The sequence below is a fragment of the Streptomyces sp. CC208A genome (assembly GCF_030010625.1).
In the GTDB taxonomy this organism is placed as follows: domain Bacteria; phylum Actinomycetota; class Actinomycetes; order Streptomycetales; family Streptomycetaceae; genus Streptomyces.
Genome location: NZ_JASCXN010000025.1, coordinates 72180 through 88051, shown reverse-complemented (window position 1 = coordinate 88051; position 15872 = coordinate 72180). Strand labels below are relative to the sequence as shown.

Here is a 15872-nt window from a genome sequence, read left to right as displayed (position 1 = left end):
GCGGGTGCCGTCGGGGAAGGTGACGGCCTCGGGCGTGATGAGCATGCGCAAGGCGACGTGGTGGGACCATGCCGGCCCACTCGCCGTGGTGTTCACCGGCGGTCCCACCGGCAAGCGCGGTGACCTTGTACTCCCCGTCCGTATCCCCCAGCAGCCTGGTCAGTGGGCACGAGTGCGGCATTTCCTCGGAGATTCCGGCCGCTGGCACAAGGTGGATCTCGTGCGCCGCCGGAAGGCATCCGCTCCGGGCGGCTGGGTCTACGAGGCACACCTCATGATTCTCGGCCCGGGATACTCGTCTCCGACCGTACGGGCCATGCGTGAGCGCTCCGCCCAGCTCGACCGCGTCGGCGGTGTGGACGCCAACGTCTCCAATCTCTCGATCGTCTCCTTCCCCGCCGACCCCGCCACCGGTACGCCTGTCTCCACCGAGATCACGCTCACTGAAACCGAACGCGCTTGGCTGGAGAAGGAAGCGAAGAAGCGGCGGGACCGTGCCAGGGCGCTGGAGCGTTCCCGCCGGGCGACGAACGCAGCGCAGTACAGGTTGTCGAAGAAGCAGGCCGTGCGTGCCGCTCGGCGCGCCGACAAAGCACTCCCGCCCAAGACGGTGATCGTTCCCGGTGGCGCCCGGGAAGCCCGTACGGATGGGGTACCGAAGCAAGCGTTCCGCTGTGACCGGCTCTCCGCCAACTACCGTGAGCAGCGCGCCCGTCAAGCCGAGCATGCTGCCTCGATCGCTGAGCGCCGCCGCCATCGAGCCCGCCGAGTGGCTCGAGAGATCATTGCCGCCCATGGTCCTGTGCTCGTGGTCGAGGACTGCGACATCCGCACCTGGTACCGGCTGTGGGGTAGGCGTCTCCCTCAGGCCACACCCGGCATGCTGATCTCCGCGCTCGCGGCAGAATGTGAGGCGGCCGGGGGCAGTCTCGTGAGGGTCTCCACCCGGTCGACGGCACTGTCCCAGCATTGCCTGTGCGGGGCGCGCGTCAACAAGGCCCTGCGTGACCGAGAGCACAAGTGCTCCGCCTGCGGCCTCGTCGGCAAGCGCGACCTCGTATCCGCCGCCCTGGCCACCTTCGTCCGCTTCCACGACGTGGACGACCCGAAGACCGCGTTCCTGGACACCGACGCTTCCAGGAACGCTCAGATCACCTACGCGCAAGCGCTGGAAGAAGCGCTGCGGGAGTCAACCACACCGGGCCCGACACCGCTCCGGCGGGCGGGTCACGTGGCAGTGTCACGGCGACGCCGTGAGACCTCTGCTCCCCGAACCGCCGGACGACGGCACCGAGCGATCCCGGATGAGTCACGCCCGCGCGACCACGCCGGAAAGCCAGGTCACCGTCCCGGCCGCAGCCCGCAGCCCGCCCTTCGGGCGGACGGGACGAGTCTTAGAATCGAATCCATGGCCACGACCCCGACCGCTTTCGGCAGAACCGATGCCTCGACGCGTCGCGAGCAGATTCTCAGGGAGGCCGCGCGCCTCTTCGCCGAGCGCGGGTTCCACGGCGTGGGCGTGGACGAGATAGGAGCCGCCGTCGGCATCAGCGGCCCCGGCCTCTACCGCCACTTCCCCGGCAAGGACGCGATGCTCGCGGAGCTCCTCGTCGGCATCAGCGAGCGGCTCCTCGACGGCGGACGGCTGCGGGCCGCCGAGTCCGACGGTGACCCGAGGGCCCTGCTCGGCTCCCTCATCGACGGCCACATCGACTTCGCCCTGGACGACCGCCCGCTCATCACCCTCCACGACCGCGAGCTCGACCGCCTCAAGGACGAGGACCGCAAGCGGGTCCGCCAGCTCCAGCGCCAGTACGTCGAACTGTGGGTCTCCGTGGTCCGGGAACTGCACCCGGAAGCCGCCGAACCGGAGGTCCGGGCCGCCGTCCACGCCGTCTTCGGCCTCCTCAACTCCACCCCCCACCTCGGCGCCCCCCTGGGCCGCACCGAGATGGAACGCCTGCTGAGGAACCTGGCCCACGGCGCCCTGGGCGCCCTGGCCTCCGAGGCACCCCTCCCGGGACACCTCTCCTGAGACACCCCTCCCTCGGCACCCCGGGCCCGGCAGAATGAGCCCCATGCCGATACTCAGCCGTGACGCCCTCGTCGAGCACCTCCTCCGCAGCCGGATCGCGGGGGACGTGGCCACGCCCCGCGAGAACAACCTGGACCACTACCGGAAGCTCGCCAACGGCGACCGGTACTACTGGCTCGGGCTCGAACTCGGCGACCGGTGGGCGGACGAGCAGGACGTGCTGGCGGTGATGGCCGAGCGGTGCGGGGTCGTCGACGATCCCGCGCACCGGGCCGGGCAGGACACCATCGACCCCGAGCTGACCGTCGACGCCCTCGACCGGATGGCGGAGCGGCTGAAGCAGGCGGCGGCCGGGCGGGAGCGGGTGCTGTTCGCGACCGGGCACCCCGGTTCGCTGATCGACGCGCACAGCCGGGTCGCCGCCGCGCTCCGGGCGCAGGGCTGCGACATCGTGCGGATCCCGGGCGGGCTGACCGCCGACGAGGGGTACGTCGTGCAGTTCGCGGACGTCGCCGTGTTCGAGCGGGGCGCGAGCCTCTGGCACACGCACTCGCCGGAGCCGATGAACGCGATCCTCGACGGGCTCCGGCTGCTCGGCGAGCCCGCGCCGGACCTCGTCGTCGCCGACCACGGCTGGGCCGGGCGCGCCGCGCAGCGCGGGATCGACTCCGTCGGCTACGCGGACTGCAACGACCCGGCGCTCTTCCTCGCCGAGGCGGAGGGGACGCTGAAGGTCGCGGTCCCGCTCGACGACCACGTCGTCGACCCGCGCTTCTACGAGCCGGTGACGGCGTACCTGCTGGCCGCGGCCGGCCTCGGCTGTACGGGCTGACCTCAGCCGCGCGGGACGCGGACCACGCCCTCCTGGATGACGGAGATCGCGAGCCGGCTGTCCTGGGTCCAGATCCGGGCCTGGCCGAGGCCGCGGCCGCCGGAGGAGGACGGGGACTCCTGGTCGTACAGGAGCCACTCGTCGGCCCGGAAGGGGCGGTGGAACCACATGGCGTGGTCGAGCGAGGCGCCGACCACGTCCCCGACGGCCCAGCCGCCCCGCCCGTGGGCGAGCAGCACCGAGTCGAGCAGCGTCATGTCGGAGACGTACGTGGCGAGCACGACGTGCAGCAGCGGGTCGTCGGCGAGTTTGCCGTTGGTGCGGAACCACACCTGCGAGCGCGGCTCGCGCGGCTCCCCGACGGAACCCCACGGCGGAGCCTCGGCGTACCGCAGGTCGACGGCCGCGCGGGCCTCGATCAGGCGCCGGGCGATGTGCTCCGGGAGGTGCCGGGGCAGCATCTCCTCGGCGGTCGGCAGCGACTCCGGGTCGGGTGCGGCCGGCATGTCGGCCTGGTGGTCGAGCCCCTCCTCGTACGCCTGGAAGGAGGCGGAGAGGTGGAAGATCGGCTGCCCGTGCTGGATCGCCACCACCCGGCGGGTGGTGAAGGAGCGGCCGTCCCGGATCCGGTCGACCTCGTAGACGATCGGCGCGCCCGGGTCGCCGGGCACCAGGAAGTACGCGTGGAGCGAGTGGGCGAGCCTGTCACCGGGGACGGTCCGGCCCGCGGCCACCAGCGCCTGGGCGGCCACCTGGCCGCCGAAGACGCGGGGGACGATCGCGGACCGGGACTCGCCCCGGAAGATGTCCTGCTCGATCCGCTCCAGGTCGAGCAGGGCGAGCAGGTCATCCAGTGCGGAGTGCGCTTCGGGCACTTAGAGGCCCATCGACTTCGCGATGATCGACTTCATGATCTCGCTGGTGCCGCCGTAGATGCGGTTGACGCGGTTGTCGGCGTACAGGCGGGCGATCGGGTACTCGTTCATGTAGCCGTAGCCGCCGTGCAGCTGGAGGCAGCGGTCGATGACGCGGTGCGCGACCTCGGTGCAGAAGAGCTTGGCGGAGGCGGCCTCGGCCGGGGTCAGCTCGCCCGCGTCCAGGGCCTCCAGGGCGCGGTCGGCGACGGCCTCGGCGGCGTCCACCTCGGCCTGGCAGGCGGCCAGCTCGAACTTGGTGTTCTGGAAGTGCGCGACCGGCTTGCCGAAGACGGTGCGCTCCTGCACGTACTGCTTGGCGAACCGGACCGCGGCCTTGGCCTGCGCGTAGGCGCCGAAGGCGATGCCCCAGCGCTCGGAGGCGAGGTTGTGGCCGAGGTAGGAGAAGCCCTTGCCCTCCTCGCCGAGGAGGTCCTCGACGGGGACCTTGACGTCGACGAAGGCGAGCTCGGCGGTGTCGGAGGTCTTCAGGCCGAGCTTGTCGAGCTTGCGGCCGATGGAGTAGCCCTCGGACTTGGTGTCGACGGCGAAGAGCGAGATGCCGAAGCGGCGGTCGTCCTCGGACGGGGCGGAGGTGCGGGCGCAGACGATCACGCGGTCGGCGTGGACGCCGCCGGTGATGAAGGTCTTGGCGCCGTTGAGGACGTAGTGGGTGCCGTCCTCGGAGAGCTTGGCGGTGGTCTTCATGCCCGCGACGTCGGAGCCGGTGCCCGGCTCGGTCATCGCCAGGGCCCACATCTCCTCGCCGGAGACGAACTTCGGCAGGTAGCGCTTCTTCTGGTCCTGGGTGGCGAGCATCTTGATGTACGGCAGGGCGAGCAGCACGTGCACGCCGGAGCCGCCGAACTGCACGCCGGCGCGGGAGGTCTCCTCGTACAGGACGGCCTCGAACTTGTGGGTGTCGAGACCGGCGCCGCCGAACTCCTCCGGCACGTTGATGCCGAAGATGCCCAGCTCGCCGAGCTTGTAGTAGAAGTCGCGCGGCGCCTGGCCGGCCGCGAACCACTCGTCGTAGACGGGCACGACCTCGGCCTCGATGAAGGCCCGGATGGTCTCCCGGAACGCCTCGTGGTCCTCGTTGAATACGGTACGGCGCACGAGCCGCCTCCTTCGTCGCTGCCGGTCGTCCGACTGTCGGTCGTCTGCTGCCGGGTGTCTGCTGCCAGTTGTCTAAGCGCTTGCTCAGCCCTGTCCGGGTCGAAGTTACCCAGCGGTCACCCGCCCTGTCCAGACTCCGGGCCTGTGATCCAGGCCCGTCCCCCGGAGTCGTACCCGTACACCGCCCGCCCCTTCGCCCCGCTCGTCCGAAAGGGTTCCCCGTCCTCGTCCCCGATCCGCACCGTGCCCCGGTGCCCCTCCGAGCTCCACTCCAGCTCCAGGTACCAGCGGCAGTCGCAGCCCGCCGTCCGCGCCGACACCAGCAGCTCCTCCGGCTCGGCGGCGGTGACCGCGTACGGGAAGGAGACCGCCGGGATCGTCCGCCCCTCCTGTCCGGAGGCGTCGTACCCGTCCAGCGCCCGCGCCACCGGCCGCGGCCGGTCCAGGTCCACCTCGAAACTGCGCGGCGTCACCGCCCCGCCGCACCCGTCGTCCGTCCGGTACGCCGCCCACGGCAGCGGCGCGCCCCGCTCCACCACCCGCACGTGCAGCGCCTGGAGCACCACCGCCGCCGCGCCCTTCCCCTGCACCGACACCCGCACCAGCGTCTCCCCGCCGTCCACGGCCCCCTGCGCCGCCGCCCAGCTCCGCGCGTCGGCCGCCTCCGGCGGGGGAGGGGGCGTCCGCTCCACGAGGTAGGTGTGCCCACACCCGTTCTTCCAGATGTGCGAGGCGACCGTCCACGTCAGCGGCGCCGGTGGTTCGGCGGCCCCCTCCCGGCTCTTTCCGGGCAGGAGTACGGCTCCGAGCGTCATCGTCACCACGACCGCCAGCGCCCCTCCGACCACGCCCGCCCACCCCCACCGGCGCCGCCGCCGCTCGGACGGGAGGCCCGGCACGCGCGCGTGCACGGGTGCCAGCTCGGTTACCGGCTCGGGCTCGGGCGCCGCCTCCGGGACCGGCGCGGGCTCCTGAGCCGGCTCCGGCTCCGGACCGGGCGCGGGCGCCGCGCCGGGTTCGGGCGCCGACTTCGGGCCGGGCGCGGGCGCCGGCTCCCCGCCGGGCTCCGGTGCCGGAGGGCGGCGGGCGCCGTCCGCTCGGGTCCAGGCCGCCTCCAGGGCCCGCCGCTCCTCCTCGTCCGCCCCGCACAGCAGGGCGAGGCGGTCGACCACGGCGAACTCCTCCGGGACGGTCGCGCCGGAGCAGTAGCGGTGGAGGGTGGACGCGCTGACGCTCAGGCGCCGGCCCAGCGCCTCGTAACTCCTCCCGTCCCGCGCCTTCAGCGCGCGCACGAGCCGCGCGAACTCCTCGACGGCGGCGTCCTTCGGCATTCCATCCCCCTCGACCCTGCGTCCCACCCTTCACATCCCTGCACGTCAGCGGGGGTGGAATGGTTCCGGGACGGATGGTGGGCGCGTCACCGTTGCGGACGGCGGGCGCCGGCCCCGACGCTGGTCGAGCACTGACCGAACGACCCGACGGGGGATCCACCACCATGAACAAGCTCCGCACCGCACTCGCCACCGCCGCCGCTGCCGCCCTGGGCCTCGCGGCCCTCGCCACGGCCCCGGCGCAGGCCGCCGCCCAGCCGGCCTTCCTCGCCGCCTCCCAGATGCCGCCGTCGTCGACGCCGTGGACCGCCACCCGGATCTTCACCGGCGTCCCGGAGAACGGCGGCGTCCTCTGCGCCCCGTACAAGATCCCGGCGCAGAACACCCGCTACCGCGAGTTCCACACCGAGCTCGACACCAACGGCGTCCAGGTCACCACCGTCGCCCGCACCGAGGCCGACGCCGTGAAGCTGGTCGACACCCTCCGCAAGGCCCTCGCCGGCTGCGGCCCCCTCCTTGAGCGGCAGAACCCGGGCCTGAAGGCCGTCAGCGCCTACCACGGCAAGCTCGCCGTCGAGGAGGGCGCCTGGGTCTACAGCCTGGACACCGCCGACACGCAGATCGGCAACACCGACATCCACCTCTTCTCCGTCGGCCGCGACGGCCGCACCGTCACCCTCGTCCGCTGGGGCCAGATGGGCGACCTGAAGGACGCCCCGCTGACCGCCTTCCGCACCACGACGAAGACCGCCGTCAACAAGCTGTACTGACCCGTCCTCACCTGAGGGCGAACCACAGCTCCATCCGCACGTCCGGGTCGTCCAGGTCCCGGTCGAGGAGGACCGCGCAGCGGGCGATCCGCTGGCGGACCGTGTTGCGGTGGACGCCGAGGGCGGTGGCGGTGCGGTCCCAGCTGCCGTGCAGGGAGAGCCAGGTGCGGAGGGTCTCGGCCTGGGGCTCGCTGAGGGGAGCGAGCAGCACGCGCGCGTGGGCGGCGGCCTCGTCCGGGTCGACGAGCCCGGCGAGGCCGTTCGCGTGGTGGCGGACCAGGGGGGTGCGGGTCGCCTCCGCCCGGCGCAGCGCCCTCGCCGCCTGGGCGTCCGCCGCGGGGAGGGCGTCGGGGGCGGCGGGGGCGCTCACGCCGAGCGTCCAGCCGGGGCGGGCGGTCGGCGTCGCGTCCGGCGGCAGCAGGAGCCGTACCGTCTCGCCGTCGTCCACCAGGGCCGTGCCCAGGGCCGCCGCCAGGGTCGCCGCCGCGAAGGGGGTGCCGTCGCCGCCCCGGGCGTGGACCACCGTCCACGGGCCGGGGGAGAGGGAGGCCGCCGCCTCCGCCGGGGGCGCGCCGAGCAGCAGCCGGGTCAGGGCGCCGTCCCGCAGCGACACGTCGGCGGCCCGGTGCGGGGCGGTCAGCAGGGAGAGCAGCACCACCGCGACCCCGGCGACCGTGTGGTCGCCGGGGTCGCGCCGCTCCGTGGCCACCCCGAGGGCGAGGCCGTCGCCGCCGCCGAGCGCGTACGCCGCGAGCCGCAGCCCGCCGCCCTCGCCGCTCGCCGAGGCCGGGCCGCCCGGCCGGGGGCCGACGATCCCGGCGAGGTCCGCGAGTGCCCGGGCCGCCTCCTGCGGGATCGCGCGGCCCGCCGCCGCCGACTCGGTGCCGTCCGCGCCGAAGAGGACCGCCCGGCCGCCGAGCCGGGAGGCCAGCGCGCCGAGGACCGCCGGGACCGGCGCCGGGCGGGCGGCGGCCGTGGCGAGGGACTGCTGGGCCTCCGTCACCCGGCGCAGCTCGTACAGGCGGGCCTCCGCCATCAGCCGCCACAGCGCCCGCGCCACCGCCGTGAACGGCGTCTCGGGCGGCACCTCGATCAGCGGCAGCCCGTACCGCGCGCACGCCTCCACCAGCTCCGCCGGCACCGTGTCGTACACCGGCGTCACCCCGAAGCCGAGCGCCGCCGCCCCCGCCTCCACCACCCGCTCCACGAACCGCGCCGGGTCCGTCAGCTGCACGCCCGCCGTCAGCAGCAGCTCGCCGCCGAGCAGGTACGGGTACGGGTCGGCCATCTCCGAGGTGTGCACCCAGTGCAGCGCCACCTCGTCCGGGCCGGTGAGCAGCCGCAGGCCCAGCTCCCGGCGGGCGAGCAGCGCGGCGAGCGGGACCGGGGGAGTCGGAGGGGTCGGGGGAGTGGAGCCCGGTTCCGAGAGCGTCACGGGTGTGGTCCCTTCGTACATCTCGCGCCCCGACAGTGGAGGAAACGTACACTTCAATGTGGCTTTCGGGCGACTTACGGTCGAGCCGCACCCCGATGCCCGACCCCGAGGTCGGACCGACGACACCCCCCAGGAGGCACCGACCATGAGCAGCAGCGACCAGAGCACCCCGCGCGGCCCGATCGACTCGTCCCGCGTCCCGCGGTACGCCGGTCCCGCGACGTTCGCGCGGCTGCCGCGGCTCGACGAGGTCGGCACCGCCGACATCGCCGTGGTCGGCGTCCCCTTCGACTCCGGCGTCTCCTACCGGCCCGGCGCCCGCTTCGGCGGCAACGCGATCCGCGAGGCCTCCCGCCTGCTCCGCCCGTACAACCCGGCGCAGGACGCCTCCCCGTTCGCCCTCGCCCAGGTCGCCGACGGCGGCGACATCGCCGTCAACCCCTTCAACATCAACGAGGCCGTGGAGACCATCGAGGCCGCCGCCGACGAGCTCCTCGGCACCGGCGCCCGCATGATGACCCTCGGCGGCGACCACACCATCGCCCTCCCGCTGCTCCGCTCGGTCGCCAAGAAGCACGGCCCGGTCGCCCTGCTCCACTTCGACGCCCACCTCGACACCTGGGACACCTACTTCGGCGCCGAGTACACCCACGGCACCCCGTTCCGCCGCGCCGTCGAGGAGGGCATCCTCGACACCGAGGCCCTGTCGCACGTCGGCACCCGCGGCCCGCTCTACGGCAAGCAGGACCTGACCGACGACGAGAAGATGGGCTTCGGCATCGTCACCTCGGCGGACGTCTACCGCCGCGGCGCCGACGAGGTCGCCGACCAGCTCCGCCAGCGCATCGGCGACCGCCCGCTGTACATCTCCATCGACATCGACTGCCTCGACCCGGCCCACGCCCCCGGCACCGGCACCCCCGAGGCGGGCGGCATGACCTCCCGCGAGCTCCTGGAGATCCTGCGCGGCCTCTCCTCCTGCAACCTGGTCTCCGCCGACGTCGTCGAGGTCGCCCCCGCCTACGACCACGCCGAGATCACCTCGGTCGCCGCCTCCCACACGGCGTACGAGCTGACGACGATCATGTCCCGCCAGATCGCGGCGAGCCGCTGATCCCGGGCCGATAATTCCCGGGGGTGCCCGGTCCGCCCGCACGGGGCGGGCCGGGCATTCTCGTGTACGGGACCGTACGGGACCGTACGAGACCGTACACGCCCGACCGTCGACGCCCGGAGGAAGCCGGCCCATGACCCACGACCACGACCTGGTCCTGCGACCGACCGCCGCGCAGACCGAGGCCGCGCTGAACCCGCCCGCGGGCCGCACCGGAGGCGACCTCGTCGTCGAGACCCTCGCCGGACTCGGCGCCACCACGGTCTTCGGCCTCCCCGGCCAGCACGCCCTCGGCATGTTCGACGCCCTGCGCCGCTCGACGCTGCGGTACGTCGGCCTGCGCGTCGAGAACAACGCGGGCTTCGCCGCCGACGCGTACGGCCGCGTCACCGGCGAGGCCGCCCCCCTCCTGCTCTCCACCGGCCCCGGCGCCCTCATGTCGCTCGCCGCGCTCCAGGAGGCGGCCGCCGCCTCCGCGCCGGTCCTCGCCATCGGCAGCCAGGTCCCCGCCGCCGGGCTCGGCGGCGGCCGGCACGGCTACCTCCACGAGCTGCGGGACCAGCAGGCGTCGTTCCGGGACGTCGTGAAGTCCGTCCACACGGCCCGTACGCCCTCCCAGATCCCGTCCGCGATCGCCGCCGCCTGGCAGTCGGCGCTGACGGCCCCGCACGGGCCGGTCTGGGTGGAGATCCCCGAGGACGTGCTGCGCGCGGAGACGATGCTGCCGCAGGTCACGGGCATGGACGCGACCCCGCCCGAGCTGCCGCCGCGCCCCGAGCTGACCGCCCTCGCCGCGCACTGGCTCACCACGGCGGAGCGGCCGGTGATCGTCGCGGGCGGCGGGGTGGTCCGCGCCGACGCGGCGGGCAAGCTGCGGCAGCTGGCGGAACGCCTTGACGCGCCCGTGGTCACCACGTACGGCGGGAAGGGCGCGTTCCCGTGGACGCACCCGCTCTCCCTCCAGTCCTGGATGGAGGACCGCCACGTCACGGACTTCCTGGAGGACGCGGACGTCCTGTTGGTGGTGGGCAGCGGCCTGGGCGAGCTGTCCTCGAACTACCACACCTTCGCCCCGCGCGGCCGGATCGTGCAGATCGAGGCGGACCCCGGCAAGCTGGAGGCCAACCACCCGGCCCTCGGCATCCACGCGGACGCCCGCCTGGCCCTGCAGGCCCTCCTGGAGACGGCGGGGGAGCGCGAGGACGAGAAGGCGGCGGAGCGGGTCGGGGAAGTCCTTGCGAAGGTACGGGCCCGCATCGACTCCCAGGGGAGAGAGCTGGAGCAGAACCTGCTCGCCGCCGTCCGCGCCGCCCTGCCGGCCAGGTCGCCGTCCTTCTGGGACATGACGATCCTCGGCTACTGGGCCTGGGCCGCCTTCGACGCCCGCCACCCCAACACCATGCACTCCGCCCAGGGCGCCGGCGGCCTCGGCTACGCCTTCCCGGCCGCCCTCGGCGCGGCCGTCGCCGAACCGGGCACCCCGGTCCTCGCGGTGTCAGGCGACGGCGGCGCCATGTACGGCCTCGCGGAACTGGCCACGGCGAAGCAGTACGACCTCGACGTCACCTGGCTCGTCGTGGACGACGGCGGCTACGGCATCCTCCGCGAGTACATGACCGACGCGTACGGCGAGACCACGGCCGCGGCCACGGAACTCACCCGCCCCGACTTCGCCGCCCTCGCGGAGTCCTTCGGCGTCCCGGCGGTCCGCACGAGCCCGGAAACGCTGGTCACGGACCTGAAGAAGGCCCTGGGGACGCCGGGGCCTTCCCTGCTGGTGCTCCCCGCCCGGGTACGCATGTTCGCACCGACTCATCAGTAGGCGTGGGCATATTGGCATATGCGGGCATAGCCTGAGGAAAGTACGCACGCTCTCTCGGATAACCGCCCGCATACGCTCAACATGTACCCGAAGAGGCGAACTCTCATGCGTCGTCGTCACTCCGCATTCCTGCTGCCCGCGGGGGTGGCACTCGGTCTCGTCGGGTTCCTCGCTCCCGCAGCCCAGGCGGGGAGCGCGCACTTCGTCACGGTGTCGGCCAGTACCTCCGGCAACACCCTGACCGTCACGGGAAAGGAAGCCGGTCTCGGCAACCTGGACCAGGTCCGCATCGAGGTCACCGCCGACGCCCAGTGCGTCAACAAGGGCGGTAACAAGCCGCAGGCCGACAACAAGCAGTCCTTCGGCGCGGGCGAGGACGTGCCCGCCCAGAACGGCAAGGCCAACTTCAGCGTCACGGTCACCGCCAACCTCCAGCCCGACTGCACCAAGTCCATGAAGCTGGTGTGGAGCAACATCGTGGTCACCGACGTCACCAACGGCGTCTCCACGACCTTGTAGGGCACCTGCTGCCCCCGGTCCGAGGTCCTACGACCTCGGACCGATCTCTGCCCCGGATCCCCGCCCCGGGATGAAAACCCACGTCGGACACGTTGCAGCCTTCCGGTAGACCAGGCAGGACGAACGGGAGGCGCCACGTGGCGGTGGTGGGGCAGCAGCGGGAACAGGGGTGGGCGCGGCGCTTGTGGGCGTACGCCTGGCGGTACAAGGCGGACGTCGTGCTCGCGCTGGGCTCTTCGCTGGCCGGCATGGCGCTGCTCGCCCTGGTGCCGCTGATCACCAAGGTGATCATCGACGACGTGATCGGGACCGGTTCGCGGTCCCTCGCCGTGTGGACCGGGCTGCTGCTCGGCGCCGCCGTGCTCGTGTACGTCCTCACGTACATCCGGCGCTACTACGGCGGGCGGCTCGCGCTCGACGTGCAGCGGGACCTCCGGGAGGACATGTACGGCACGATCCTGCGGCTCGACGGGCGGCGGCAGGACGAGCTCTCCACCGGGCAGGTCGTCGGGCGGGCCACCAGCGACCTCCAGCTCATCCAGGGCCTGCTCTTCATGCTCCCGATGACCATCGGGAACGTCCTGCTGTTCCTCATCTCGCTGGCCGTCATGGCCTGGCTGTCGATCCCGCTGACGCTCGTCGCCCTCGCCGTCGCGCCCGCCCTCTGGTGGATCGCCAAGCGCAGCCGTACCCGGCTGCACCCGGCCACCTGGGCCGCCCAGCAGGAGGCCGCCGGGGTCGCCGGGGTCGTCGACGGGGCCGTCACCGGGGTCCGGGTCGTGAAGGGCTTCGGGCAGGAGGAGCAGGAGACCGGGAAGATCCGGGAGGCGGGGCGGAAGCTGTTCGCCGCCCGGCTGCGGACCATCCGTCTGAACTCCCTCTACACCCCCGCCCTCCAGGCCGTCCCCGCCCTCGGGCAGGTCGGCGTCCTCGCGCTCGGCGGCTGGCTCGCCGCCCGGGGCCAGATCACCCTCGGCACCTTCGTCGCCTTCTCCGCCTACCTGGCCTCCCTCGTCGGCCCCGTCCGGATGCTCGCCATGGTCCTCACCGTCGGCCAGCAGGCACGCGCGGGCGTGGAGCGGGTCGTCGAGCTGATCGACACCGAGCCGGCCATCGAGGACGGCACGAAGGAGCTGCCCGCCGACGCGCCCGCGACCGTCGAGTTCGACGACGTGTCGTTCGCGTACGGGGACGGCGGCGGGAAGCCCGTCCTCGACGGGTTCTCGCTGGAGCTGCGGGCCGGGGAGACCGTCGCCCTCGTCGGCTCCTCCGGCTCCGGGAAGTCCACCGTCTCCCTCCTCCTGCCCCGCTTCTACGACGTGTCCCGCGGCGCCGTCCTCGTCGGCGGCCACGACGTGCGCGAGCTGACCCTGGAGTCGCTGCGGGCCGCGATCGGGCTCGTCCCCGAGGACTCCTTCCTCTTCTCCGACACCGTCCGCGCCAACATCGCGTACGGGCTCCCCGACGCCACCGACGAGCAGATCGAGGCCGCCGCCCGGGCCGCCCGCGCCGACCGGTTCATCGCCGAGCTGCCGGACGGCTACGCCACCAAGGTCGGCGAGCACGGCCTCACCCTCTCCGGCGGGCAGCGCCAGCGGATCGCCCTGGCCCGCGCGATCCTCACCGACCCCCGGCTCCTCGTCCTCGACGACGCCACCTCCGCCGTGGACGCCAAGGTCGAGCACGAGATCCACGAGGCCCTGAAGGCCGTCATGGCGGGCCGCACGACCCTGCTCATCGCCCACCGCCGCTCCACCCTCGGGCTCGCCGACCGGATCGCCGTCCTCGACGGCGGCCGGCTCGCCGACCTCGGCACCCACGAGGAGCTCCAGGAACGTTCCGCGCTCTACCGCCGTCTCCTCACCGACCCTGACGAGCTGGGCGGCGTCTCGCCGGGCCACCTCCTGAAGACCGCCGAGGCCCCCGAGGGGGACGACGGACTGCGGGCCGAGCTGGACGCCGAGTTCGACGCCGAGCGGGGCATCACCCCCGCCCTGTGGGTGCGGGACGAGACCGCCGGCCGCGGCGAGGCGAAGGCGGCCGGTGCCACCCCCGAGCTGCTCGCCGCCGTCGCCGCCCTGCCGCCCGCCGCCGACACCCCGGACGTCGACGAGAGGCGGGCCGTGCGGCCGGAGGACAGCTACGGGCTGCGCAGGCTGCTGCGCGGCTTCGGCCTGCCGCTCCTCATCAGCCTCGGCCTGGTCGCCCTCGACGCCGGCGCGGGTCTGCTGCTCCCGGTCCTCATCCGGCACGGCATCGACGAGGGCGTGAACCAGCTGGCGATCGGCGCCGTCTGGGCCGCCTCCGCGCTCGCGCTGGTCACCGTCCTCGTGCAGTGGGTGGCGCAGACCGCCGAGATCCGGATGACCGGCCGCACCGGCGAGCGGGTGCTCTACGCGCTCCGCCTGAAGATCTTCGCCCAGCTCCAGCGGCTCGGCCTGGACTACTACGAGCGCGAGCTGACCGGCCGGATCATGACCCGGATGACGACGGACGTCGACGCCATGTCGACCTTCCTCCAGACGGGTTTGGTCACCGCCTTCGTCTCGGTCGTCACCTTCTTCGGGATCATGGTGGCGCTGCTCGTCCTCGACCTCCAGCTGGCCCTGGTGGTCTTCGCGACCCTGCCGGTCCTCGCCGTCGCCACGTACTACTTCCGCCGCTCCAGCGTGAAGGCGTACGAGCTGGCCCGCGAGCGGATCGGCGTCGTCAACGCCGACCTCCAGGAGTCCGTCGCCGGGCTGCGGATCGTGCAGGCCTTCGGCCGGCAGCGGGCGGGGGCCGCGCGGTTCGCGGAGCGGGGCGACGCCTACCGGGACGCGCGCGTGCACGGCCAGTGGCTGATCTCCGTCTACTTCCCGTTCGTCACCCTGCTGTCCTCGGGCGCCGCCGCGGCCGTCATGATCGTCGGCGCGAACCGGATCGAGGCGGGCACCCTCACCACCGGCGCCCTCGTCGCCTACCTCCTCTACATCGAGCTGTTCTTCGCCCCCGTCCAGCAGCTCTCCCAGGTCTTCGACGGCTACCAGCAGGCCGCCGTCTCCCTCGGCCGCATGCAGGAACTGCTCCGGGAGCCGGCCTCCACGGCCGCCGCCGACGAGCCCCGCGCGGTGCCGTCCCTGCGCGGCGAGATCGCCTTCGAGGACGTGTCCTTCGCCTACGGCACGGAGGAGGCGGCCCTCAGCGGCATCGACCTGCGCATCCCGGCCGGGCAGACCGTCGCCTTCGTCGGCGAGACCGGCGCCGGCAAGTCCACCCTGGTCAAGCTGGTCGCCCGGTTCTACGACCCGACCTCGGGCCGGGTCACGGCGGACGGCACCGACCTGCGGGAGCTCGACCTCACCGCGTACCGGCACCGGCTCGGCGTCGTCCCCCAGGAGGCGTACCTCTTCGCCGGGACGATCCGCGACGCCATCGCGTACGGGCGCCCGGACGCGACCGACGCCGAGGTGGAGGCGGCGGCCCGCGCGGCCGGCGCCCACGACATGATCGCCACCCTCGACGGCGGCTACCTCCACGAGGTCGCCGAACGAGGCCGGAACCTGTCGGCGGGCCAGCGCCAGCTGATCGCCCTGGCCCGCGCCGAGCTGGTCGGCCCGGACGTCCTGCTCCTCGACGAGGCCACCGCCGCCCTCGACCTGGCCACCGAGGCCCAGGTGAACGCCGCCACCGACCGCCTCTCCGGCCGCCGTACGACCCTGATCGTGGCCCACCGCCTCACCACGGCGGCCCGCGCCGACCGGGTCGTCGTCATGGACCACGGCCGGATCGCCGAGGACGGCAGCCACGACGAGCTCCTCGCCCTGGACGGCCGGTACGCGGCCCTGTGGCGCACCTTCATCGGCGAGGCGGACCCGGAGGCGGAGCCGGAGGAGGCGCCCGTCACCCTCTGAACACGGGGGTGCCCCGCCGGGTGACCCGCCTCACGGAGGCAACCGTACGGGCGTCGGAGGCGTCGTAAGCCTGTACGGGCCGGGGGAA

11 protein-coding genes are annotated in these 15872 nt (G+C 73.4%); 7 read left to right on the top strand and 4 right to left on the bottom strand.

The genetic code is table 11. From position 1 onward, the window contains the following. Positions 1-1408 precede the first annotated feature (1408 nt). Both QK442_RS24850 and QK442_RS24845 read left to right on the top strand, forming a co-directional pair. Positions 1409-2035 (top strand): TetR/AcrR family transcriptional regulator, encoded by a 627-nt coding sequence (locus QK442_RS24850; protein WP_282696312.1) that lies wholly within the window; start codon positions 1409-1411, stop codon positions 2033-2035. Between the two features lie 43 nt (positions 2036-2078). Beyond that, on the top strand, positions 2079-2867 hold the full coding sequence (locus QK442_RS24845; RefSeq protein ID WP_282696268.1) for a phosphatase: 789 nt from the start codon (positions 2079-2081) through the stop codon (positions 2865-2867). Between the two features lie 2 nt (positions 2868-2869). Here the strand turns inward: QK442_RS24845 and QK442_RS24840 are convergent, their stop codons facing one another. The 3 genes from QK442_RS24840 to QK442_RS24830 form a co-directional block, all read right to left on the bottom strand. Beyond that, complete coding sequence (locus tag QK442_RS24840; RefSeq protein ID WP_282696267.1) at positions 2870-3742, bottom strand: acyl-CoA thioesterase II; 873 nt, start codon at positions 3740-3742, stop codon at positions 2870-2872. Further along, on the bottom strand, positions 3743-4900 hold the full coding sequence (locus QK442_RS24835) for an acyl-CoA dehydrogenase family protein (RefSeq protein ID WP_282696266.1): 1158 nt from the start codon (positions 4898-4900) through the stop codon (positions 3743-3745). A 116-nt stretch (positions 4901-5016) separates the two neighbouring features. Continuing rightward, positions 5017-6231 carry a helix-turn-helix transcriptional regulator gene (locus QK442_RS24830; RefSeq protein ID WP_282696265.1) on the bottom strand — a complete coding sequence of 405 codons (1215 nt, stop codon included), beginning with the start codon at positions 6229-6231 and terminating at the stop codon, positions 5017-5019. Positions 6232-6395: 164 nt separating this feature from the next. Here QK442_RS24830 and QK442_RS24825 point away from each other — a divergent pair, with 164 nt between their 5' ends. After that, a complete protein-coding gene (locus QK442_RS24825; RefSeq protein ID WP_282696264.1) occupies positions 6396-7001 on the top strand; it encodes a hypothetical protein in 606 nt (201 codons plus the stop codon). Between the two features lie 7 nt (positions 7002-7008). Here the strand turns inward: QK442_RS24825 and QK442_RS24820 are convergent, their stop codons facing one another. Next, a complete protein-coding gene (locus QK442_RS24820) occupies positions 7009-8457 on the bottom strand; it encodes a PucR family transcriptional regulator (protein ID WP_282696263.1) in 1449 nt (482 codons plus the stop codon). A 124-nt stretch (positions 8458-8581) separates the two neighbouring features. Between QK442_RS24820 and speB the strand changes: the two genes are divergently transcribed. The 4 genes from speB (at position 8582) to QK442_RS24800 (ending at position 15784) form a co-directional block, all read left to right on the top strand. Next, the gene (gene speB / locus QK442_RS24815; protein ID WP_282696262.1) at positions 8582-9550 is read left to right on the top strand and encodes an agmatinase; all 969 of its coding nucleotides are present in this window, start codon (positions 8582-8584) and stop codon (positions 9548-9550) included. Positions 9551-9683: 133 nt separating this feature from the next. Further along, complete coding sequence (locus tag QK442_RS24810; protein WP_282696261.1) at positions 9684-11372, top strand: thiamine pyrophosphate-binding protein; 1689 nt, start codon at positions 9684-9686, stop codon at positions 11370-11372. A 105-nt stretch (positions 11373-11477) separates the two neighbouring features. Further along, entirely contained in the window at positions 11478-11891 is a 414-nt protein-coding gene (locus QK442_RS24805) for a hypothetical protein (protein WP_282696260.1), read from the top strand. 143 nt (positions 11892-12034) lie between these two features. Continuing rightward, positions 12035-15784 carry an ABC transporter ATP-binding protein gene (locus tag QK442_RS24800; RefSeq protein ID WP_282696311.1) on the top strand — a complete coding sequence of 1250 codons (3750 nt, stop codon included), beginning with the start codon at positions 12035-12037 and terminating at the stop codon, positions 15782-15784. Positions 15785-15872: the final 88 nt, after the last annotated feature.